Origin of the sequence: Streptacidiphilus anmyonensis (assembly GCF_000787855.1) — a bacterium.
Taxonomy (GTDB): Bacteria; Actinomycetota; Actinomycetes; order Streptomycetales; family Streptomycetaceae; genus Streptacidiphilus; species Streptacidiphilus anmyonensis.
The window spans coordinates 18880-41233 of record NZ_BBPQ01000050.1; the positions used below are offsets into that span (position 1 = coordinate 18880).

General features: G+C 70.6%; 17 protein-coding genes and 1 pseudogene. 3 read left to right on the forward strand and 15 right to left on the reverse strand.

Annotated features, from left to right (window positions below):
• Positions 1–72 precede the first annotated feature (72 nt).
• The 3 genes from TR50_RS30590 to TR50_RS30600 all read left to right on the forward strand — a co-directional run bounded on the left by TR50_RS30590 (position 73) and on the right by TR50_RS30600 (position 3985).
• On the forward strand, positions 73–1260 hold the full coding sequence (locus TR50_RS30590) for a LolA family protein (protein ID WP_042429571.1): 1188 nt from the start codon (positions 73–75) through the stop codon (positions 1258–1260).
• Positions 1261–1447: 187 nt separating this feature from the next.
• Positions 1448–2476: a sphingomyelin phosphodiesterase gene (locus TR50_RS30595; RefSeq protein ID WP_236654651.1), complete on the forward strand. Its 1029-nt coding sequence runs from the start codon at positions 1448–1450 to the stop codon at positions 2474–2476.
• Between the two features lie 198 nt (positions 2477–2674).
• The gene (locus TR50_RS30600; RefSeq protein WP_042429576.1) at positions 2675–3985 is read left to right on the forward strand and encodes an ABC transporter substrate-binding protein; all 1311 of its coding nucleotides are present in this window, start codon (positions 2675–2677) and stop codon (positions 3983–3985) included.
• Between the two features lies 1 nt (position 3986).
• Here TR50_RS30600 and TR50_RS30605 read toward each other — a convergent pair whose 3' ends face one another.
• The 15 genes and pseudogenes from TR50_RS30605 to TR50_RS49265 form a co-directional block, all read right to left on the reverse strand.
• A complete protein-coding gene (locus TR50_RS30605) occupies positions 3987–4769 on the reverse strand; it encodes a DeoR/GlpR family DNA-binding transcription regulator (protein WP_042429578.1) in 783 nt (260 codons plus the stop codon).
• 69 nt (positions 4770–4838) lie between these two features.
• Entirely contained in the window at positions 4839–5816 is a 978-nt protein-coding gene (gene rarD / locus TR50_RS30610) for an EamA family transporter RarD (RefSeq protein ID WP_052441544.1), read from the reverse strand.
• A gap of 93 nt (positions 5817–5909) precedes the next feature.
• Positions 5910–7967, reverse strand: a complete 2058-nt coding sequence (locus TR50_RS30615; RefSeq protein ID WP_042429581.1) for an APC family permease — start codon at positions 7965–7967, stop codon at positions 5910–5912.
• A 142-nt stretch (positions 7968–8109) separates the two neighbouring features.
• Positions 8110–9075, reverse strand: coding sequence for a 2-oxoacid:ferredoxin oxidoreductase subunit beta (locus tag TR50_RS30620; RefSeq protein ID WP_042429584.1), 966 nt, complete (start codon positions 9073–9075; stop codon positions 8110–8112).
• Entirely contained in the window at positions 9068–10993 is a 1926-nt protein-coding gene (locus TR50_RS30625; protein ID WP_042429588.1) for a 2-oxoacid:acceptor oxidoreductase subunit alpha, read from the reverse strand. Before TR50_RS30625 ends, TR50_RS30620 begins: the two co-directional genes overlap by 8 nt.
• Positions 10994–11097: 104 nt before the next feature.
• Complete coding sequence (locus TR50_RS30630) at positions 11098–11796, reverse strand: LuxR C-terminal-related transcriptional regulator (RefSeq protein ID WP_042429591.1); 699 nt, start codon at positions 11794–11796, stop codon at positions 11098–11100.
• Positions 11797–11813: 17 nt separating this feature from the next.
• Positions 11814–12824, reverse strand: a complete 1011-nt coding sequence (locus tag TR50_RS30635) for a polyprenyl synthetase family protein (protein WP_042429593.1) — start codon at positions 12822–12824, stop codon at positions 11814–11816.
• 152 nt (positions 12825–12976) lie between these two features.
• On the reverse strand, positions 12977–14596 hold the full coding sequence (gene nuoN / locus TR50_RS30640) for an NADH-quinone oxidoreductase subunit NuoN (protein ID WP_042429661.1): 1620 nt from the start codon (positions 14594–14596) through the stop codon (positions 12977–12979).
• Positions 14597–14601: 5 nt separating this feature from the next.
• Positions 14602–16218 carry an NADH-quinone oxidoreductase subunit M gene (locus TR50_RS30645; protein WP_042429597.1) on the reverse strand — a complete coding sequence of 539 codons (1617 nt, stop codon included), beginning with the start codon at positions 16216–16218 and terminating at the stop codon, positions 14602–14604.
• A complete protein-coding gene (nuoL, locus tag TR50_RS30650; RefSeq protein WP_042429600.1) occupies positions 16218–18113 on the reverse strand; it encodes an NADH-quinone oxidoreductase subunit L in 1896 nt (631 codons plus the stop codon). Before nuoL ends, TR50_RS30645 begins: the two co-directional genes overlap by 1 nt.
• Before the next feature lie 19 nt (positions 18114–18132).
• The gene (gene nuoK / locus TR50_RS30655; protein ID WP_042386330.1) at positions 18133–18432 is read right to left on the reverse strand and encodes an NADH-quinone oxidoreductase subunit NuoK; all 300 of its coding nucleotides are present in this window, start codon (positions 18430–18432) and stop codon (positions 18133–18135) included.
• Complete coding sequence (locus TR50_RS30660; RefSeq protein WP_042429602.1) at positions 18429–19298, reverse strand: NADH-quinone oxidoreductase subunit J; 870 nt, start codon at positions 19296–19298, stop codon at positions 18429–18431. Before TR50_RS30660 ends, nuoK begins: the two co-directional genes overlap by 4 nt.
• The gene (nuoI, locus tag TR50_RS30665; protein WP_042429605.1) at positions 19295–19888 is read right to left on the reverse strand and encodes an NADH-quinone oxidoreductase subunit NuoI; all 594 of its coding nucleotides are present in this window, start codon (positions 19886–19888) and stop codon (positions 19295–19297) included. Before nuoI ends, TR50_RS30660 begins: the two co-directional genes overlap by 4 nt.
• Positions 19878–21221 carry an NADH-quinone oxidoreductase subunit NuoH gene (gene nuoH / locus TR50_RS30670; protein ID WP_042429608.1) on the reverse strand — a complete coding sequence of 448 codons (1344 nt, stop codon included), beginning with the start codon at positions 21219–21221 and terminating at the stop codon, positions 19878–19880. Before nuoH ends, nuoI begins: the two co-directional genes overlap by 11 nt.
• Positions 21221–22354 (reverse strand): annotated as a pseudogene (locus TR50_RS49265) (molybdopterin-dependent oxidoreductase); the annotation flags it as partial. The gene nuoH and the pseudogene TR50_RS49265, both read right to left, overlap by 1 nt.

The window sequence follows — 22354 nt, forward strand, 5'->3', positions numbered from 1 at the left end:
CCGCGTCCGGGGGTGGAGGCGTTCAATGGCAGCGTGGGAGAGACCGGGGAGAACATGACGGAGGGACGAGCAATGTCGACCAACACCGACCGAGGGAGCACCGCCCGGACGAGCCGTAAGCGGTTGGTGCTGGTGTCGGCGGCCGTGGCGGCCGTGGCGGGCTCCGTGGCCGCGGGCACGGCGCTGGCGGCGGGGCCCTCGCTGCCCTCGGTGTCGGCGCAGAACCTGCTGGCGCGGGCGCTCAGCAGCCACCAGCAGGTCTTCTCGGGCACGATCGAGTCGACCGTGGATCTCGGCCTGCCCTCGCAGCTGGTCTCCCAGCTGCCCTCGGCGCTCGGCGCGAAGTCCGGCGCGGGCGCGTCCGCGGATCCCCAGGCCCAGCAGGCGCAGCAGCAGTTGCTGAGCCTGCTGTCGGGGACGCACGACTTCGACGTGGCGATGGACGGCCCGAACCGCCAGGCGTTCAGCTCCACGGACACCGGCAGCACGGTCCGTTTCGTCCACAACGGCACCGAGGCCTGGTCCTACGACAGCCGGAGCAACCAGGCCGTCCAGTACACCGGGATCAACCCGGACGAGGCCACCACGCATCCGAGCGCCCCGGCGATGACCACCCCGGCGGACGCCGCACGGATGCTCCAGGAGATCGCGCCGTTCAGCTCGGTCACGGTCGACGGCAACTCGATGGTGGCGGGGCGTCAGGTCTACGTCCTCGTCATCTCTCCGAAGGGGCAAGGCTCGACGATCGGCGACGTCCGCCTGTCCGTGGACGCGCGGACGGACATGCCGCTCGGGGTCCAGGTGGACCCGTCGGACGGCAGCAGCCCGATCGCCGACGTGCGGTTCGCGTCGATCAGCTACGCCGAGCCGGCCGCGAGCACCTTCGACTTCACCCTGCCGCAGGGCGCGAAGCTGGTCACCAAGTCCGGTGCGCAGGTGGGCCACGAGCAGACGCACTCCCCCGCCCGGCCGGGCGCGCCGAAGCCCCAGGGCGCGCCGGGCGCGCAGGACCACGCCGACGACGTGCAGATGATCGGCACGGGCTGGACGACCGTCTACAAGATCAGCCCCTCTGCCACCGCCAAGGACGCGAAGAACGGCAAGGGCGGCAGCATGGCCTCCGCGCTCCAGTCCATCGGCCACTCCGTCCCCGGCGGCACGCTGTTCACCACCAAGGCGTTCAACGTCCTGATCACCGACAACGGCACCGTCTACGCGGGCGCGGTCACCCCGCAGTACCTGGAGAGCCTGGCCAAGTAGGTCAAGTAAGCAACTAGTCCAGACAAGTGAAGATCTTCGGCAGAAACTAGTCCGGACAAGTGAGCGGTCGACCGAGTCTTCGGTCGGCCGCTCACTACTGCTCATGCATCGTTCTTCCGGACTTACCTCTCGGTAAGTAGCGTGCAGGTCCGTCATGCACCGGCCCGCCTCTACCGAGGAGACCCTCGTGCGCAAGCGCGCTCTGCTCGCCACCACCCTCGCCGCAGCCACCGCCGTCGTCGGCGGACTGACCGTCGCGCCCGCCGCCCAGGCGACGACGAGCGGCAACTCGCTCTCCGTCTTCGCCTGGAACGTCGACCTGGCCACCTCCGTCGTCGACAGCACCGAGAACGAGAACGCCGCCGGCCGCACGCCGGTCGTCGAGTCGATCATCAAGCAGCACGACGCCGACGTGGTGGTCCTCGACGAGCTGTTCAACCACAGCTCGACCAGCAACATCGAGAGCGCGCTCGCCGCGCAGTACCCGTACCACACGCCCGTCGTCGGCCAGGTCTGCTCCGGCGGCGGCTGGAACGGCATCAGCGGGGACTGCTCCAACTCGCTGTTCGTCATCAACGGCGGCACCATGATCTTCTCGAAGTACCCGATCAAGGCCCAGTACGCCCACGTCTTCTCCAACTCGACGTCGGGCACCTGGGACTACGACGCCAACAAGGGCGCCGCGCTGGCCGAGATCGACAAGAACGGCGTCAACACCTGGGTCGTCGGCACGCACCTCCAGGCCGACCAGTCCGGCACCTCCACGAACACCACCCAGGCCACCCGCCTCGCCCAGCTCGGCGAGATCAAGAGCTGGGTGAACGGGATCGTCGGCTCCTCCGCCCCGGTCCTCATCGGTGGCGACTTCAACGTCGAGTACTTCGGCGGCGCTTCGCGCGGCGACTACGCCAACGCGCAGAACGCGGTGGGCGGCGTGCTCGGCACCCCCGCCACCGACCCGACCCAGCTGACCACCATGGACTGCCCCGTCTCGGCCTGGTGCCAGTTCATGTCCGGCGTCGAGTCCTTCCCGAGCAACTACCAGGACAGCCTCGACTACATCGGCTACCTGAACGCGCCGGGCCGCCCGACCCCGCTGGCGCTGCCGTCCGTGGCCACCGACTTCGACCCGCAGGCGGGCTGGACCCAGGGTCAGACCGACACCCAGTCCCCGAGCGACCACTACCCGGTGCAGGCCACCTTCCAGCTTCCCTGAGCCGGCCGCCCAGCACCCTGGTGAGGGAGGGCGTGCACAGAGTGGTCCACACCACTCGACGGGGTGTCAGAACACCTCGAGTACCTCGTCTCACCTGCTGAAAGGTGCCTTGACGCACCACAGTTGATGCGGATGCCATGGACCGTCACAAGCGCCCAGTGCGGGGGCGTCGTCGGTTCGAGCCAGAAGGCATCACGTATGAGCATCAGCCGCCGCGCCGTCCTCGCCACCGCCGGTCTCGCCGGCCTCAGCGCGGGGACGGCGCTGCTGAGCGGCTGCGCCAGCAGCAGCACCAGCGTCACCGGACCGTCCGGAACCCCCGCCTCCCTGGAGGTCTTCTCCTGGTGGACCGAGGGCGGGGAGGCGGCCGCGCTCGCCTCCCTGGTCAGCGAGTTCCACGTGCACAACCCGCACATCGACTTCGTCAACCGCGCGGTCGCCGGCGGCGCCGGCGCCAACGCGAAGGCCGAGCTCGCCCGCCGCCTGAAGGCCGGCAACCCGCCGGACACCTTCCAGGGCCAGGCCGGCGCGATGCTCGACGACTACGTCGACGCCGGGCAGTTGGAGGACCTCGGCTTCCTCTACCAGCAGCAGGGCTGGGACAAGCTGCTCAGCCCCACGCTGCTCCAGCTGACCCAGCGCGGCGGCAAGCAGTGGTCGGTGCCGCTCGACATCCACCACATCAACCTGATCTGGGCCAACAGACGCGTCTGCGAGCGCGCCGGCGTCCCGACCGCGCCCGCGTCCGTCGCCGACTTCGTCAGCGCCCTGCACAAGGTCGCCGCGACCGGCAAGAACCCGCTGGCCATCTCGGTGACGCCGAACGAGATCTGGCAGCTCAAGCATCTGATGGAGTGCCTGCTGCTGGCCGAGCTCGGCTCGGCGGGCTGGCCGGCGCTGTGGCGGCGCGGCGGCGACTGGGGCTCCCCGCAGGTCACCGCGGCCCTCGAGGCGCTGCGCGAGATCCTCTCGCTGGCCGTGAACCCGACCGCGGAGGTCACCTGGAACCAGGCGAGCGCGATGGTCGGCAACGGCAGCGCGGCCTACCAGATCATGGGCGACTGGACCGAGGCCACCTTCACCCTCGCCGGACTCTCGCCCCACCGCGACTACGCCTGGGCCACCGCCCCCGGCACCTCGGAGGCCTTCCTGTTCGCCTCCGACTGCTTCACCCTGCCCAAGGGCGCGAAGGACCGCGAGGCAGCCATCGCCTGGCTCGTCGAGTGCGGCAGCCAGGCCGGGCAGGACTCCTTCACCACCGTCAAGGGCGCGATCCCGCCGCGTGCGGTCATCGGCTCGACCGAGCGGGGCCTGTTCGACCTGTACTCGAACTGGTCCATGGTCGAGTGGACCACCAAGCAGGTCGTCGGCTCGCTCACCCACGGCGTGGTGGCCCGCGCGGCGTGGAACAACGCGATCGACTCCGCGCTCAACTCGTTCGTGACGAACCGCGATCCGGCCAGGCTCCAGACCGCACTGGAGGCGGCGGCCAGGCAGTACGCCGCCTAGGTCAGCCGCCCGCGACCAGCACCCGTCCGACGGCGGCGCGCGCCTGTTCGCGGGCCGCGGTCGGCAGCCCGGCGTCCGTCACCAGGGTGTCCACCGCCGACAGCGGCGCGTAGGAGGACAGGCTCACCACTCCCCACTTGCTGTGGTCCGCGAGCACGACCACGCTCCCCGCGCAGTCGATCAGCGCGCGGTTGGTCTCCGCCTCGGCGAGGTTGGGGGTGGTCAGGCCCGCCGTGGGATCGACGCCGTGGCAGCCGAGGAAGAGCTGGTCGACGTGGAGGTCGTGCAGGGCCAGCGCGGCCATGGTGCCGACCAGCGCGTCGCTCGGGGTGCGCACCCCGCCGGTCAGCACGACCGTCGGGCCCGGCCTGGAGGGCCGCCGCGCCTCGGCGAAGACCTCGGCGACGCGCACGGAGTTGGTGACGACCGTGAGCCGCTCGACCCGCAGCAGATGGCGCGCGAAGACCCGGGTGGTCGTGCCGGCGGAGACGGCGATCGCCGTGCCGGGTCGGACCAGTCGCGCGGCGAGCCGGGCGATCTCGTCCTTGGCCTCGGGCTCCCACTCCGTCTTGGCGTCGAAACCGGGCTCGACGCCGCCCGCCCCGTCGGCGTGGAGCGCGCCGCCGTGGACCTTGAGGGCCAGGCCCAGGCGGGCCAGCTCGGCCAGGTCCCGGCGGATCGTCATGTCGGAGACGCCGAAGCGCGCGGACAGCTCCCCCACCCGCACGCTGCCGCACCGGCGGATCTCCGCGAGGATCACGGACTGGCGCCGCTTCGCCAGCATGTCGCTTCCTCGCTCCCCTCGCCGCGAAGGACCACCGCCTCACACAGAGTCGGACGTCCCTGAACGCAATCAAACAGGATCGCGCATATCAGAAACCCCGGGGCCCACCGCTGTCAAGGGGTCGCGCTCCGCGTCCGACGCGGCGTCAGCTCCCCTCCGCGCCTGACGTAGCCCGTCCGCGGTCAGGACCAGCAGCGCCACCCAGACCAGGGCGAAGCCGGCCCAGCGCTCCGGCGGCATGTGCTCGTGGAAGACGGCGACGCCGAGCAGGAACTGGAAGACCGGCGCCAGGTACTGCAGCAGCCCCATGGTGGTCAGCGGCACCCGGACCGCGGCCGCGCCGAAGGCGACCAGCGGGACGGCCGTCACGACCCCGCACAGGGCCAGCAGCGCGGCGTGGCCGGGCCCGTGCCCGGTGAAGGTGGACCGCCCGCTCGCGGACAGCCAGAGCAGGTAGCCGAGGGCCGGCAGAAAGAGGAACGCGGTCTCCACCGCGAAGCCCTCCAGGCCGCCGAGCGCGACCGTCTTCTTCAGCAGTCCGTAGGTGGCGAAGGAGAACGCCAGCGTCAGCGCGATCCACGGCAACTGGCCGTAGCCGAGGGTCAGCACCAGCACCGCCCCGGCGCCCGTCGCCACCGCGACCCACTGCGCGGGCCGCAGCCGCTCCTTCAGGACCAGCACGCCGAAGGTGATGGTCACCAGCGGGTTGATGAAGTAGCCGAGCGAGGTCTCCACGACATGGCCGCTGTTGACGCCCCAGATGTACATCCCCCAGTTGACGCTGATCACCGCCGCAGCCAGGCCGATCAGCGCGAGGCGCTTCGGCTGCCGCAGCAGCGGGCGGATCCAGGAGAGCGCGTCCGGGCGCCTGGCGCGCTGGAAGGCCAGCACCGCGACGGTCGTGGCCAGGGACCAGACCATCCGGTCGGCCAGGATCTCCCAGGCGCCCGCCGGCTTCAGCAGCGGCCAGTACAGGGGGAAGAACCCCCACATCGCGTAGGCGGCGAAGCCCAGCCACAAACCCGTGCGTTGCTCATGACGTCTCACCCGAGGACGGTAGACGAGAGCGCCCCCGCCCAGGAAGTCGGGCGGGGGCGCTCGGCGCGCTTCTCAGCCGCCGTCGGCTGCTGTCAGCTGCGCTCAGTGCTGCTCGTCGGCGTGGTCCGAGCCCTCGATGGTGTGGTCGAGGTGGTTCAGCTTCTCCACCTTGATGCCGGACGCCGCGGCGTCCTCCAGCTCGTCGTGGGCGCTCACCACGTCGAACGGGACGATGGTGGTGACCACGTTCGGCAGCTTGCCGACCGCGCGGGCGATCTGGTCCGGCGTGCGGCGGTGCAGCAGGCGGCCCAGGACCGGCGAGTAGTTGCGCTCCGGGATCAGCAGCGTGATCTGGCTCTTCTCCCGCTTGGCGGTGCGCGCGATCAGCTCGACCAGGGCGCGGGTGATCCGGCGGTCCGGACACTCCACGATCTCCAGCGACAGGTCGCCGACCTCGACGTTGCTCCACTGCAGCCGCAGGCGGTCGGCCTCGCGGTCGTCCGTCATGAAGTGCACCGCGCGGATCTCGGCCGGGCGCATCGAGCGGGCGTAGCGGATCGCCTTGAGCACGGCCAGGTCGACGCGGTCGACCAGGATGTACATCACCTGGCGGCGCGGGGTGGGGCTGGTGGCGTCGACCGGGGCCATGGCCAACGCCTCGGCCTCCTCGCGGTAGCGCTTGTTGACCTTGATCAGCGACCAGACGCCGATCGGGAAGATCACCACGACCAGCCAGGCGCCCTCGGTGAACTTGGTGACCGCGAAGATCCCGACGACCGCGAAGGAGGCGATCGCGGCCGCGCCGTTGACGGCGACCTTGATCTTCCACTTGCCCTCGCGGCGGTCCAGGTGGTGCTTGACCATGCCCGCGCCGGCCATGGTGAAGCCGGTGAAGACGCCGATCGCGTAGAGGCTGACCAGGCGGGTCAGGTCGCTGTCGGTGACGATCAGCAGCAGCAGCGACACGACGGTCAGCACGATGATGCCGCTGGAGAACGCCAGCCGGTGTCCGCGGCGGGTCAGCTGCCGCGGCAGGAACGAGTCCTCGGCGACGAAGCTGGCCAGGAACGGGAAGCCGTTGAACGAGGTGTTGGCGCCGGTGTAGAGGATCAGCGCGGTGGCGAGCTGCACGAAGACCAGCGCCGCGTTGCCGTACCAGCTGCTGCCGAAGGCCCAGCTGGCCTCCTGCGAGACGACGGTCGGGGTGCCGGCCGTGAACGGCGTCGCGTGGGTGATGTGCGCCAGCAGCGAGACGCCGAGGACGCCGGTGCCCAGCACCGCGGACATCACGACCATGGTCTTGCGGGCGTTCTTGCCCTGCGGGTTGCGGAAGACGCTGACGCCGTTGGAGATGGCCTCCAGGCCCGTCAGCGAGGACCCGCCGTTGGCGAAGGCCCGCAGCATGGTCAGCAGCGCCGCGCCGTAGAAGAAGCCGTGCTCGCCGGTGCCGAGGGTGTACATGCCCGGCTGGTGGGTGCTCAGCTGGGTGTGGTCGCCGGTGAGGAAGCGCAGGAAGCCGACGATCACCAGCAGGCCCATCGCGCCCATGAACAGGTAGGCGGGGAGGGCGAAGGCCCGGCCGGCCTCGCGGATGCCGCGCAGGTTGCCCCAGCACAGCAGCAGCACGACCACGACGGTCAGCCAGAGCTTGTGGTCGGCGACGCCGGATATGAACGCGTTGTTGCCCCACAGGAACTGCCCGAGGGAGACCAGCGCGTCGGTGCCGGCGGCCGCCTGGACGGCCACGGTGACGATGTAGTCGATCAGCAGCGCCACGGCCGCGATCTGGGCGATGCGCGGGCCGAAGTTCTCGCGTGCGACGACGTACGAACCGCCCGCCCGGGTGTAGACCGAGACGACCTCGCGGTACGAGAAGGTCAGCAGGACCAGCAGGCCCAGGATCACGAAGGTCAGCGGGATCAGCGCGGTGAACGCGGCGACGCCGATCGCGGGGATCAGGATCACCAGCATCTGCTCGGAGCCGTACGCCATGGACGAGATGCAGTCCGAGGCCAGCACGCCGAGTGCGACGGAGTTCGAGAGCTTCTCGTGGCTGAGCTGCTCGGTGACCAGGGGCTTACCGAGCAAACGTTTCTTCACTCGGTAGCCGAGGCTCTCCGGGAGCTCGACCTCGCCAGAGGGGCTGATGGTGCCGGCCATGGTGGTGGATTCCGATCCGGGCGGGAGTGGACCTCACATGCATACTCCCGCCCGATAAGACATATCGGACATCTGTTAACGGCGGCCGGGATCTTAGCGGCTCTCTAACGCCGATGCCTTCTATTCCAAGATCATCAGCGGCTCACCGGACCATCCACGTGTCGGAACCGCTGAGCAGCGCCGACAGATCCCCCTCACCACGCTCCGCGACGGCCTGCTCCAGCTGCGCGTTCAACTGCCGGTCGTAGGCGGGCCGCGGAACCGCCCGCAGCACCCCGATCGGGGTCGGTTCGGTCAGCCGCGACAGCGCGAAGGCGCGCGTCGGGTCCGGGTCGGTGACGTCGTGGACGATCTCCTCGCCGTCAGGAGCGAGGCGGTACGGCTTGCCGTGCTCCAAGCGCAGCAGGGCGGCGTCCCGCGTCGCCGGGTCCTTCAGGACCTCGAAGGCGCCGTCGTTGAAGATGTTGCAGTTCTGGTAGATCTCCACCAGCGCGGCGCCCTGGTGCTGGGCCGCGGCGCGCAGCACCGAGGTCAGGTGCTGGCGGTCGGAGTCGATGGTGCGGGCGACGAAGCCGGCCTCCGCGCCGAGCGCCAGCGACAGCGGGCGGAACGGCTCGTCGAGGGAGCCCATCGGCGTCGACTTGGTGATCTTGCCGGGTTCGCTGGTGGGCGAGTACTGGCCCTTGGTGAGGCCGTAGATCCGGTTGTTGAACAGCAGGATCTTCAGGTTCACGTTGCGGCGCAGCGCGTGGATGAGGTGGTTGCCGCCGATGGACAGCGCGTCGCCGTCACCGGTGATCACCCATACCGACAGGTCAGGCCGCGAGGACGCGAGGCCGGTGGCGATGGCGGGGGCGCGGCCGTGGATGGAGTGCATCCCGTAGGTGCTGAGGTAGTACGGGAAGCGCGAGGAGCAGCCGATCCCGGAGATGAAGACGATCTTCTCTCTGGGGATGCCCAGCTCCGGCAGGAAGCCCTGCACCGCGGCGAGGATCGCGTAGTCCCCGCAGCCGGGGCACCAGCGCACCTCCTGGTCGGACTTGAAGTCCTTCGCCGTCAGCTTGAGCGCGCCGTTCGCCTTGATGCCGTTCGGTGCCGTGTCAGTCATCGAGCGCCTCCGAGATGACGGCGGCCAGCTGGGCGGCCTTGAACGGCATGCCGCTGACCTGCGTGAACGAGCGGGCGTCGACCAGGTACCTGGCGCGCAGCAGCATCGCGAGCTGCCCGAGGTTCATCTCCGGCACCAGCACCTTGTCGTAACGCGCCAGCACCTCGCCGAGGTTGGCCGGGAAGGGGTTGAGGTAGCGCAGGTGGGCCTGGGCGACCTTGCCGCCCGCGGCGCGGGCGCGCCGCACGCCGGCCGCGATCGGCCCGAAGGTCGAGCCCCAGCCGAGCACCAGCAGCCGCGCGTCGCCGCCCGGGTCGTCCACGGCCAGGTCCGGCACGCTGACGCCGTCGACCTTGGCCTGGCGGGTGCGGACCATGTGGTCGTGGTTGGCCGGGTCGTAGGAGATGTTGCCGGTGCCGTCCTGCTTCTCGATCCCGCCGATCCGGTGCTCCAGGCCCGGCGTGCCCGGCACCGCCCACGGCCGCGCCAGCGTCTCCGGGTCGCGCAGGTAGGGCCAGAAGCCGCCCGAGCCGTCGGGGGCGTTCGGCTCGGTCGCGAACTCCACACTGAGGTCCGGCAGCTCGGAGAGCTCCGGGACCCGCCACGGCTCGCTGCCGTTGGCCAGGTACCCGTCCGAGAGCAGGAACACCGGGGTGCGGTAGGCCAGGGCGATCCGCGCCGCCTCCAGCGCCATGGTGAAGCACTCCCCCGGCGACGCGGGGGCCACGATCGGCACCGGCGCCTCGCCGTTGCGCCCGAACATCGCCTGGAGCAGGTCCGCCTGCTCGGTCTTGGTCGGGAGGCCCGTCGACGGGCCGCCGCGCTGGATGTCGACGACCAGCAGCGGCAGCTCCAGGGAGACCGCGAGCCCGATCGTCTCGCTCTTCAGCGCGATGCCCGGCCCCGACGTCGTGGTCACGCCCAGCGCGCCGCCGAAGGCCGCGCCCAGCGCCGCGCCGATCCCGGCAATCTCGTCCTCGGCCTGGAAGGTCCGCACGCCGAAGTTCTTGTGCTTGGACAGCTCGTGCAGGATGTCGGAGGCCGGGGTGATCGGGTACGAGCCCAGGAAGAGCGGCAGGCCGGACTGCTTGGAGGCGGCGATCAGCCCGTAGGCCAGCGCCAGGTTGCCGGAGATGTTGCGGTAGCGGCCCGGCGCGAAGGCCCGCGACGCAGGGGCCACCTCGTAGGAGACGGCGAACGACTCGGTGGTCTCGCCGTAGTTCCACCCCGCCCGGAACGCCAGCACGTTGGCCTCGGCGATCTCCGGCTTCTTCGCGAACTTCGTCCGCAGGAACGTCTCGGTGCCCTCGGTCGGCCGGTGGTACATCCACGACAGCAGCCCGAGCGCGAACATGTTCTTGGCCCGCTCGGCGTCCTTGCGGGCGAGCGAGGTCTCCTTCAGCGCCTCCACCGTCAGCGTGGTCAGCGCCACCGGGTGCACCCGGTACTCCTGGAGCGTCCCGTCGTCGAGCGGGTCCGCCTGCCAGCCGACCTTGGCCAGCGCGCGCTTGGTGAACTCGTCGGTGTTGACGATGATCTCCGCGCCGCGCGGCAGGTCCGAGAGGTTCGCCTTGAGGGCGGCGGGGTTCATCGCGACCAGCACGTCCGGGGCGTCGCCCGGGGTCAGGATGTCGTGGTCGGCGAAGTGCAGCTGGAAGCTGGAGACGCCCGGCAGGGTGCCTGCGGGGGCCCGGATCTCGGCCGGGAAGTTCGGCAGCGTCGACAGGTCGTTCCCGAATCCGGCCGTCTCGGAGGTGAAACGGTCGCCGGTCAGCTGCATACCGTCACCGGAGTCCCCGGCGAAGCGGATCACGACGCGGTCGAGCCGCCGCACCCGCTTGCCCCCATTGGCCGGCTCGGACTCCGGATCATGGGACTCGTCGAACGTGGAACCCGTCTCCTCGACCCTGCTGGTCACGACGTGGGCCTCCCTCGTCACCGATGGTGTGCTCCGCGTAAAAGATCCTATGCCCGTCAAGGTGCCTGGCGGTGGATCCCGAGGACACGATATCTGACGGTCAATCAGGAATTGAGATAGGTCAGCACAGCCAGCACCCGGCGGTGGTCCTGCGGGCTCTGGCCCAGGCCCAGCTTCGAGAAGATGTTGCTGACGTGCTTCTCCACGGCCCCGTCGGAGACCACCAGCTGACGGGCCACGGCCGCGTTGCTGCGGCCCTCCGCCATCAGGCTCAGGACCTCCCGCTCGCGCGGCGTCAGGTCGGCCAGCACGTCCCGCTTGCGGCTGCGGCCGAGCAGCTGCGCCACCACCTCCGGGTCGAGCGCGGTGCCGCCCGCGGCGACGCGGGCGACCGCGTCCACGAACTCGCGCACCTCCGCCACCCGGTCCTTGAGCAGGTAGCCGACGCCGCGCGTCGACCCCGCCAGCAGCTCCGAGGCGTAGCGCTCCTCCACGTACTGCGACAGCACCAGTGTGCCGACGCCCGGATGCCGCTCCCGCAGGGCTATGCAGGCCCGCACGCCCTCGTCGGTGTGGGTCGGCGGCATCCGCACGTCCGCCACCACCACGTCCGGCGCGCCCGAAGGGGACGCGGCCAGCTCGTCGACCAGCGCCAGCAGCGCCGCGCCGTCCTCCACCGCGCCGACGACCGCGAGGCCGCGGTCGGTCAGCAGCCTCGTCAGGCCCTCGCGCAGCAGCACGGAATCCTCGGCGATCACGACACGCAGCGGCACGGAGTCAAGCGGCGCGGAGTCAAACGGCATGGCTCACATGCTAGCGATCACATCGTGCGCAGAGCGACCGCGTCGCACAGGCCCTCCAGGGCCGTCTTGGCCGAGCAGTCCGGCAGCGGACGCAGCAGCGCGCGGGCCTCCTCCGACCAGCGCAGCGTCTCCTCGCGGGCCAGCACCAGCGCCGGGTGCGCGCGCAGCAGGCGCAGCGCCTCGGCGTGCAGCTCGTCGTCCTCGATCGGCCCGGCGGTCAGCTCGCGCAGCCGCAGATCGCCCAGGACGGACTCGTCCGGCTCGGAGGCGCGCAGCAGCAGCACCGGCAGCGTCGGCACGCCCTCGCGCAGGTCCGTTCCGGGCGTCTTGCCGGACTCCTGGCTGTCGCTGGCGATGTCCAGCACGTCGTCGGCCAGCTGGAAGGCGATGCCGATGCGCTCGCCGTACTGCGTCAGTATGTCGCAGACGTATTCGTCGGCCCCGGCCAGCAGCGCGCCCAGGCGGCAGGAGACGGCGATCAGCGAGCCGGTCTTGCCGGAGAGCACGTCCAGGTAGTGCCGGACCGGGTCGTCCTCAGGACCGGGACCGGCCGTCTCCAGGATCTGGCCGGTGACCAGGCGCTCGAACGCCTGGGACTGGAGCCGCACCGCCTCCGGGCCGAGATCGGCCAGGATCTGCGACGCGCGGGAGAACAGGAAGTCACCCGTGAGGATCGCGACGGAGTTGTCCCAGCGGGCGTTGGCGCTGACCGCGCCGCGGCGCATGGACGCCTCGTCCATCACGTCGTCGTGGTAGAGGGTGGCCAGGTGGGTCAGCTCGACCACCACCGAGGCCGGGACCACGCCCGGCGCGTTCGCGTCGCCGAACTGGGCGGCGAGGATCGCCAGCAGCGGGCGGAACCGCTTGCCGCCCGCGTGCAGCAGATGCTGTGCGCCGACTGTGATGAACGGCACGTCGCTCTTGGTCGCCTCGGCCAGTGCCTGTTCGACGGCGGAGAGCCCGAGGCGGACGTCGGTCTCCAGTGCCTGGTCCTGCACGCTCAGCCCGAAGGGCCCCACGACGGTCACCGGGAACACTCCTTGCGCTGGTCGGGTGGGGGTGGCTGGTAAGAGCCACCAAGGGCAGCGTATCCGGTCGACTGTCGATCACCGAGCGCGCCCGGCCCACTGTCACAGCGGGCCGGGCGCGCACGAGGGTTGTTCCGACGTTCCAGGACCGTTCACCGAACGAAGAGTGACGCCTGGTTCGCCAGATGCAGGAAGTACTCCGGCGCCACGCCGAGGACCACGGTGACCACCGCTCCGAGCCCGATCGCCGCGCCCGTCAGCGGGCTCGGCACGGCGACGGTCGGGCCGTCGGCGCGCGGGTCGGAGAAGAACATCACCACGATGACCCGGATGTAGAAGAACGCCGCCACCGCCGAGGACAGCACACCGACGATGACCAGCGCCGTCGCGCCGCTGCCCGAGGCCGCCTGGAACACCGCGAACTTCCCGGTGAAGCCGGACGTCAGCGGGATGCCCGCGAAGGCCAGCAGGAACAGCGCGAAGACCGCCGCCAGCAGCGGCGAGCGGCGGCCGAGCCCGGCCCAGCGCGACAGGTGCGTCGCCTCCCCGTCCGCGTCGCGCACCAGGGTGACCACGGCGAAGGCGCCGAGCGTCACGAAGGAGTACGCGGCCAGGTAGAACATCACCGCACCGAGGCCGCTGCGGTCCAGCGCGATGACACCGGTCAGGATGAACCCGGCGTGGGCCACGGACGAGTAGGCCAGCAGGCGCTTCACGTCCGTCTGGGTCACCGCGATGACCGCGCCCGCGACCATCGTCAGGATCGCCACGCCCCACAGCACCGGCCGCCAGTCCCAGGACAGGCCCGGGAACGCGACGTAGAGCAGCCGCAGCATCGCCCCGAACGCCGCCACCTTGGTGGCGGCGGCCATGAAGCCGGTGACAGGCGTCGGCGCGCCCTGGTAGACGTCCGGCGTCCACATGTGGAACGGGACCGCGCCGACCTTGAACAGCAGGCCCACGCCGAGCATGGCCAGGCCGATCAGCAGCAGCGCGTCGTTGCCGGTGGTCTGCGCCAGCGCCGGGGTGATCGTCGCCCTGCCCTCGACCACGTCGGCGATCCGGCTCAGCTGCACCGAGCCCGCGTAGCCGTAGACCAGCGCCAGGCCGAAGAGGAAGAACGCCGACGAGAACGCGCCGAGCAGGAAGTACTTGACCGCCGCCTCCTGCGACAGCAGCCTGCGGCGGCGCGCCAGCGCGCACAGCAGGTAGAGCGGGAGGGAGAAGACCTCCAGCGCCACGAACATCGTCAGCAGGTCCGAGGCGGCCGGGAAGAGCAGCATGCCGCCCACCGCGAACATCGTCAGCGGGTAGACCTCGGTGGTCGCGTGACCGGACGTCGCCGCCCGCCGCTCCGCGTCGCTGCCGGGCACCGCCGCGGCCTCCGGCGCGAACGCGTCGACCGCCGCGCCCGTCCCCGACCGGGGCTCCAGCCGCCGCTCGGCGAACTGAAGCACCGCCACGACCGCCACGAGCGTGATCACGCCCTGGAGGAAGAGCGAGGGCCCGTCCACGGCGACCGCGCCCATCGCGGCGAGGTCCGCCTTGTTGGTGGCGTAGCCGTCCACAGCCAGGTAGAGGATCAGGCCGAACGAGGCCGCGAGCCCCGCCAGCGCGATGCCGACCTGCGCCGCGTAGCGGTGCCGGCGCGGCACGAAGGCCTCGGCGAGGATGCCGACCAGCGCCGCGCCGAAGACCGCCAGCATCGGCGACAGCTGCAGGTACTCGATGTGCGGCGCGGAGATCGGGGGAATCGCCGCCGCCAGCGTCATGCAGGTCACTGGCCGCCTCCGGTGGTGGTCGTAGCAGCGTTGATGTGCGCACTGGTGAGATGCGGCGGCGGGTCGCTCTGCCCCATCTGGGAGAGCGTCTGGTTCACCGACGGGTTGACGATGTCGGCGACCGGCTTCGGGTAGACGCCCAGCACCAGCAGCAGCGCGATCAGCGGGGCCACGACGACCAGCTCACGGGCCTTCAGGTCGCCCACGCCCTCGTTGCCGGGCTTGACCGGGCCGGTCATGGTGCGCTGGTAGAGCACCAGCACGTACAGGGCGGCCAGCACGATGCCCGCCGTGGCGACGATGCCGAGCGCCGGGTAGCGCTCGAAGGTGCCGACCAGGACCAGGAACTCGCTGACGAACGGGCCGAGCCCCGGCAGCGACAGGATCGCCAGGCCACCCACCAGGAAGGTGCCCGCCATGATCGGCGCGACCTTCTGCACCCCGCCGTAGTCGGCGATCAGCCTGCTGCCGCGACGCGACATCAGGAAGCCTGCCACCAGCAGCCAGGCCGCCGTCGAGACGCCGTGGTTCACCATGTACAGCTCCGCGCCCGACTGGCCCTGGCTGGTCAGCGCGAAGATGCCGAGGATGATGAAGCCGAAGTGCGAGATCGACGCGTAGGCGACCAACCGCTTGATGTCCTTCTGACCCACCGCCAGCAGCGCCCCGTAGAGGATGCCGATGACGGACAGCACCAGGATCGCCGGGGCGAAGGTCTTGCTCGCCTGCGGGAACAGCTGGAGGCAGAAGCGGAGCATCGCGAAGGTGCCGACCTTGTCGACCACCGCCGTGATCAGCACCGCCACGCCCGGCGTGGCCTCGCCCATGGCGTTCGGCAGCCAGGTGTGCAGCGGCCACAGCGGCGCCTTCACCGCGAAGGCGAACATGAAGCCCAGGAAGAGGGCGTTCTCCGCCGTCGAGGAGAAGTGCAGCGAGCCGTTCTGCAGCGCGGTGGTGATGGAGACCAGGGAGAAGGTGTGGGTGATGGTGTAGAGGCCGATCACCGCCGCCAGCATGACCAGGCCGCCGAGCAGGTTGTAGAGCAGGAACTTGACGGCCGCGTAGCTGCGCTGCTTCGCGTCCTCGCCCTTGGTCCGGTCCCCGAAGCCGCCGATGAGGAAGTACATCGGGATCAGCATGGCTTCGAAGAAGACGTAGAAGAGGAAGACGTCGGTGGCCTCGAAGGCGATCACCACCATCGCCTCGACCGCCAGGATCAGGGCGAAGAAGCCCTGGGTGCGGCGGTTGCGCTCGAAGGTCCCCGAGTCGTCCACGACCGGGTCGGCGTCGTGCCAGGAGGCCAGCATGACGAACGGCACCAGCACGCCCGTCAGCAGGATCAGCACGACCCCGAGGCCGTCGACGCCCAGGCTGTAGCTGATGCCGAACTGCGGGATCCAGCTGTGGTTCTCGGTCATCTGGTAGCGCGCCCCGTGCGGCTGGTACCGCGCGGCGACGACGCAGGCCAGGACGAGCGTCCCGAGCGAGAAGAGCAGCGGGACGACCTTGTTGCGGTCGCGGCTGCGGGCGTTGGTGGCCGGCGGCAGCGCGGCCGTGAGGACCGCGCCGACGGCCGGCAGCGCGGCGGCGACTGTCAGAATCGGAAAACTCATCAGACGGCCCTCATCAGGAGCGTGGTGGCGGCCAGCACCAGCGCGCCGCCGAACATCGACAGGGCGTAGGAGCGGACATAACCGTTCTGGACCTTGCGCACCCGGCCGGAGGTCCCGCCGATCAGCGCGGCGATGCCGTTGACCAGTCCGTCCAGGCCCTTGCCCTCGAGGTAGACCAGGAAGCGGGTCAGGTGCGAGCCGCCGCTGACCAGGACGACGTGGTTGAAGTCGTCCTGCAGCAGGTCCCGGCGGGCGGCCCGGGTGAGCAGCGAGCCGAGCGGCGGCACGGCCGGGACAGGCTTGCGGCCGTACATCATCCAGGCGACGCCGACACCGAGCAGCAGCACGACCGTCGTGCACGCGGTCACAGTCGTGGTGCTCAGCGGCGAGTGGCCCTCCTGGTACCCCGTCACCGGGCTCAGCCAGTGGACGAACGAGGAGTTGATGCTGAACAGACCGCCGAGGAAGACCGAGCCGAAGGCGAGGATCACCATCGGGGCGCCCATGACGGCCGGGGACTCGTGCGGGTGCGGCTCGTGGCCGTCCGCGTCAGGAACCCAGCGCTTCTCGCCGAAGAAGGTCATCAGCATGACGCGGGTCATGTAGAAGGCGGTCACGGCCGCACCGACCAGCGTGCAGGTGCCGAGGATCCAGCCCTCCGTCCCGCCGTGGCCGAAGGCCGCCTCGATGATCTTGTCCTTGGAGAAGAAGCCGGACAGTCCCGGGAAGCCGATGATGGCCAGGTAGCCGAGCCCGAAGGTCACGAAGGTCAGCGGCATGTACTTCCGCAATCCGCCGTACTTCCGCATGTCGACCTCGTCGTTCATGCCGTGCATGACCGAACCGGCGCCGAGGAAGAGCCCCGCCTTGAAGAAGCCGTGGGTGACCAGGTGCATGATCGCGAAGACGTAGCCGATCGGGCCCAGGCCCGCCGCCAGCACCATGTAGCCGATCTGCGACATCGTCGAACCGGCCAGCGCCTTCTTGATGTCGTCCTTGGCGCAACCGACGATCGCACCGAAGAGCAGCGTGACCGCGCCGACCACCACCGTCGCCAGCTGGGCCGCGGGCGCCAGGTTGAAGATGGCCGAGGAGCGGGTGATCAGGTAGACGCCGGCGGTGACCATCGTCGCGGCGTGGATCAGGGCCGAGACCGGGGTCGGGCCCTCCATCGCGTCACCGAGCCAGGACTGCAGCGGCACCTGCGCCGACTTGCCGCAGGCCGCCAGCAGCAGCATCAGCCCGATGCCGGTCAGCGTCGCCTGCGTCGCCTTCGGCGCGTCCGCGAAGACGGGCGTGAAGGCGAAGGTCCCGAAGGTGGTGAACATCAGCATGACCGCGATGGACAGGCCGACGTCGCCGACGCGGTTGACCAGGAACGCCTTCTTGGCCGCCGTGGCCGCGCTGGGCTTGTGCTGCCAGAAGCCGATCAGCAGGTAGGAGGCGAGACCGACGCCCTCCCAGCCGACGTACAGCAGCAGGTAGTTGTCGGCCAGCACCAGCAGCAGCATGGCCGCCAGGAAGAGGTTCAGAAAGCCGAAGAACCTACGGCGCTTCTCGTCGTGCGCCATGTACCCGATCGAGTACAGGTGGATCAGCGAGCCGACGCCCGTGATCAGCAGCACGAAGGTCATCGACAGCTGGTCCAGCTGGAACCCGACCTCGGCCTGGAAGCCGTTCACCGGGATCCACGTGTACAGGTTCAGATGGACCGGCCGGTCGGCGGTCGAGCGGCCCAGCATCGAGAAGAACAGGGCGAGCCCGACGCCGAAGGAGGCGAAGGCGAGGAGCGTGCCGAGCCAGTGCCCGACGCGGTCCAGGCGGCGGCCGCCGCAGAGCAGCAACGCCGCTCCCAGCAGCGGAACCGCAACCAGTACGGGGATGAGATTGTCCACTTCTCGTCAGCCTCCGCCGCTACAGCTTCATGAGGTTGGTGTCGTCGACCGAGGCCGAGTGACGGGTGCGGAAGACGCTCACGATGATCGCCAGACCGACGACCACCTCGGCCGCCGCGACCACCATGGTGAAGAAGGCGATGATCTGCCCGTCCAGGTTGCCGTGCAGCCGGGAGAAGGTGACCAGGGCCAGGTTGCAGGCGTTGAGCATCAGCTCCACGCACATGAACAGCACGATCGCGTTGCGCCGCACCAGCACGCCGACGGCGCCGATGGTGAACAGCAGGGAGGCCAGATACAGGTAGTTGACGGGGTTCACTTCGACTCCACCTCCCGCTGCTTCTCGGATCCGGTCCCACCCGACTGCTCGACGTGCGACAGCTCGCTGCCGCTGCGCGGCTTCGGGGTCTTCCGCCCGAGCCAGTGCGCGGCGCCGGACTCCAGCTCGCCCATGCGGCGCAGCACGTCGCTGCCGAGCTGCCGCATCTGGCCGCGCTGGCGCAGCGTCGGGTTGACGCTGATCTCGGCCGGGGTTCCGTCCGGCAGCAGACCGGGCGCGTCGACCGCGTTGTGGCGGGCGTAGACGCCGGGCGCCGGCAGCGGCGTGACCTGCGTGCCCAGACGGACCCGCTGCTCGGCCAGCTCGCGCTGGGTCTGCTTGACCTCGGTGGCGTCGCGGTGCGTCAGCACCATCGCGCCGACCGCGGCGGTGATCAGCAGCGCGCCGGTGACCTCGAAGGCCCACACGTACTGCGTGAAGATCAGCCGGGCCAGGCCCGGCACGTTGCCACCGCTGGCCTGGTTCGCCGCGCCGACGCCGGTGAAGTCGCGCAGGTGCGCGTTGGCGATCCCGGCGCAGAGCAGCACGCCCATGCCGAGCCCGCCGAGCACCGCGGCGACCCGCTGGCCCTTCAGCACCTCCTTGACCGAGTCGGCCGAGGAGACGCCCACCAGCATGACCACGAAGAGGAAGAGCATCATGATCGCGCCGGTGTAGACGACGATCTGCACGATGCCGAGGAAGACCGCGCCCTCGGCCATGTAGCAGACCGCCAACGCGATCATCGTGCCCGCCAGGCAGAGCGCCGAGTGGACCGCCTTGCGGCACAGCACCATGCCCAGCGCCCCGCCGACCGCGACCACCGCCAGCACCCAGAACTGGACGGCCTCACCGGTGGAGGTCACGAGGCCACCTCCCCCTTGCTGACCGCCACCTGACGCTCCGTGCCCGGCGCGGCCTCGGTGACCTGGCCGCGGTAGTAGTCGCCCTCGTCGGTGCCCGGGTAGATGGCGTGCGGGGTGTCGACCATGCCCTCGGTGAGCCCGGAGAGCAGCTGCTCCTTGGTGAAGATCAGCGACTCGCGGGAACTGTCGGCCAGTTCGTACTCGTTGGTCATCGTGAGCGCCCGCGTCGGGCAGGCCTCGATGCACAGACCGCAGAGGATGCAGCGGGCGTAGTTGATCTGGTAGACCCGCCCGTACCGCTCGCCCGGCGAGTAGCGCTCCTCGTCGGTGTTGTCCGCGCCCTCCACGTAGATGGCGTCCGCCGGGCACGCCCACGCGCACAGCTCGCAGCCGACGCACTTCTCCAGCCCGTCCGGGTGGCGGTTGAGCTGGTGCCGGCCGTGGAAGCGCGGCGCGGTGGGCTTCTTGTACTCGGGGTACTGCTCGGTCAGGCGCTTCTTGAACATGGCCTTGAAGGTCACGCCGAAGCCCGCGGCGGGTCCGAGACCCCATGACCCGTGGTTCTCAGCAGGCTGGTTCTCAGTAGGCACCGTCGTCTCCCTTCAGTGCAGGAACAGTGGTGGACTCGGCCGGGGCCCGCGACGGGCGCCGCGGCACGGCGGGGAGCTGTTGTCCCGGCATCGGCGGCACGGGGAAGCCGCCCGCCATCGGGTCGAACGGCTCCTGGCCGGAGCCCGCCTCGGCGGGCTCCTGCTTCTTCGGCCGCAGCATGTCGAACAGGACCGAGAGCAGTACCAGCGCGACCACGCCGCCCGCCACGTACAGCACCACGTCGCCGAAGTTGTGGCCCTGGTTGCGCAGCGCCCGGACGGTGGCCACCAGCAGCAGCCACACCAGCGAGACCGGGATCAGTACCTTCCAGCCCAGCTTCATGAACTGGTCGTAGCGCAGTCGGGGAAGCGTGCCGCGCAGCCAGATGAAGACGAAGAGCAGCAGCTGGATCTTGATGATCAGCCAGAGCATCGGCCACCAGCCGTGGTTGGCTCCCGCCCAGAACGCGCTGATCGGCCACGGGGCCCGCCAGCCGCCCAGGAACATCACGCTGGCCACGGCCGAGACGGTGACCATGTTGATGTACTCGGCCAGCATGAACATCGCGAACTTCAGTGAGGAGTACTCGGTGTTGAAGCCGCCGACCAGCTCGCCCTCGGCCTCCGGGAGGTCGAACGGCGCGCGGTTGGTCTCGCCGACCATCGACACCAGGTACACCAGGAAGCTCACCGGCAGCAGCACCGCGAACCAGGTGTGCGTCTGCGCGTCCACGATCGCGGACGTCGACATCGAGCCGGAGTAGAGGAAGACCGCCGCGAAGCTCAGGCCCATCGCGATCTCGTAGGAGACCATCTGCGCCGCCGACCGCAGCCCGCCGAGCAGCGGGTAGGTCGAGCCGGACGCCCAGCCGGCCAGCACGATGCCGTAGATCCCGATCGAGGCCGTGGCCAGGATGAACAGGATGCCGACCGGCAGGTCGGTCAGCTGCATCGTGGTCCGGGTGCCGAAGATGGAGATCTGGTGGTCCGCCGGGCCGAAGGGGATCACCGCGAAGGCCATGAAGGCGGGGATCGCGGAGATGACCGGAGCCAGGACGAAGACCACCTTGTCGGCCGCCGTGACGACCAGGTCCTCCTTCAGCGCCAGCTTCACGCCGTCCGCGAGGCTCTGCAGCAGGCCCCACGGGCCGTGCCGGTTGGGGCCGATGCGCAGCTGCATCCAGGCGACGACCTTGCGCTCCCAGACGATGGCGACCAGCACCGTCACCACCAGGAACGCGAAGACGAACACCGCCTTCAGCAGCACCAGCCACCAGGGGTCGCGTCCGAAGAAGGAGAGGTCCTCGGCCGCGAGCAGCACCGCAGGATGCATCACCGCTGCTCCTCCATGTCAGGCTTCTCGTCAGTGGTGGAGGCCAGCGCCACGATCCGGCCCGGCACCGCGCCGAGCGACCGCGCCGCCCCGCCCGGGGACGAGTTGAGCGGCAGCCAGACCACCCGGTCCGGCAGTTCCGGCGTGATCGCCAGCGGCAGCGTGACGACGCCCGCCGGACCGGTCACGGTGAGCGGCGCGCCGTCGGCGACGCCGACCTCGGCCGCGGTCGCGGGCGACAGCCGGGCCACGGCCGGGTGCCGGGTGCCGGCCAGCGCCTCGTCGCCCTGCTGGAGCACACCGTTGTCGAGCAGTTGCCGCCAGCCGGCCAGCACCGCCTCGCCCGCACTCGGGCGCGGCAGCGGGTGGGCCAGCTCGATCGGCGCGTCCGCGCGTTCGCCGCGCCAGGGCCCGAAGGCGTCCAGCTCACGGCGGGCCGCGATCACGTCCGGCAGGCCCAGGTGCCTGTCCATGGCGTCGGCCAGCATGTGCAGCACCCGCAGGTCGTCGTTCAGGTGGCGCTGCGTCATCTGGTCGGGCTTGAGCGCCGGCTCGAAGGAGCGGACCCGGCCCTCCCAGTCCAGGAAGGTGCCCGCCTTCTCGGCGACCGCCGCGACCGGCAGCACCACGTCCGCCCGTGCGGTGACCTTGCTCGGCCGCAGTTCCAGGCTGACCACGAAAGCGGCCCGCGCCAGCGCCTCGTCGGCCGCGGCCGGGTCCGGCAGGTCGTCGATCTCGACGCCGCCGACCAGCAGCGCGTCCAGCTCGCCGCTCGCGGCGGCCGTGATGATGCCGGCGGTGTCGCGGCCGAAGCGGGAGGGCAGCTCCGCCAGACCCCAGGCCGTCGCCGTCTGCCGGCGCGCCTCCGGGTCGGTGGCCGGACGGCCGCCGGGCAGCAGGTTCGGCAGCGCGCCGACCTCGACCGCCCCGCGCTCGCCGGCACGCCGCGGGATCCACGCCAACCGCGCGCCCGCCAGCCGGGCCAGCCGCAGCGCCGCGCTGTAGCCGCCGGGCGAACCCGCCAGCCGCTCGCCGACCAGCACCACCGCGCCGGGCTCGCGCAGCAGCCGCGCCGCCTCGCCCGCGGCGCCGTCCAGCGGCTCCCCCCCCCCCCACCCGCCCCCCCCCCCCCC

Excerpts from the sequence above, each read along its gene's own strand:
- TR50_RS30590 (WP_042429571.1), top strand. The coding sequence starts at position 73 with ATGTCGACCAACACCGACCGAGGGAGCACCGCCCGGACGAGCCGTAAG.
- TR50_RS30600 (WP_042429576.1), top strand. The coding sequence starts at position 2,675 with ATGAGCATCAGCCGCCGCGCCGTCCTCGCCACCGCCGGTCTCGCCGGC.
- TR50_RS30605 (WP_042429578.1), bottom strand. The coding sequence starts at position 4,769 with ATGCTGGCGAAGCGGCGCCAGTCCGTGATCCTCGCGGAGATCCGCCGG.
- TR50_RS30615 (WP_042429581.1), bottom strand. The coding sequence starts at position 7,967 with ATGGCCGGCACCATCAGCCCCTCTGGCGAGGTCGAGCTCCCGGAGAGC.
- TR50_RS30620 (WP_042429584.1), bottom strand. The coding sequence starts at position 9,075 with ATGACTGACACGGCACCGAACGGCATCAAGGCGAACGGCGCGCTCAAG.
- TR50_RS30630 (WP_042429591.1), bottom strand. The coding sequence starts at position 11,796 with ATGCCGTTTGACTCCGCGCCGCTTGACTCCGTGCCGCTGCGTGTCGTG.
- nuoN (WP_042429661.1), bottom strand. The coding sequence starts at position 14,596 with ATGACGCTGGCGGCGGCGATTCCCCCGATCTCCGCGCCGCACATCGAG.
- TR50_RS30645 (WP_042429597.1), bottom strand. The coding sequence starts at position 16,218 with ATGAGTTTTCCGATTCTGACAGTCGCCGCCGCGCTGCCGGCCGTCGGC.
- nuoH (WP_042429608.1), bottom strand. The coding sequence starts at position 21,221 with ATGCATCCTGCGGTGCTGCTCGCGGCCGAGGACCTCTCCTTCTTCGGA.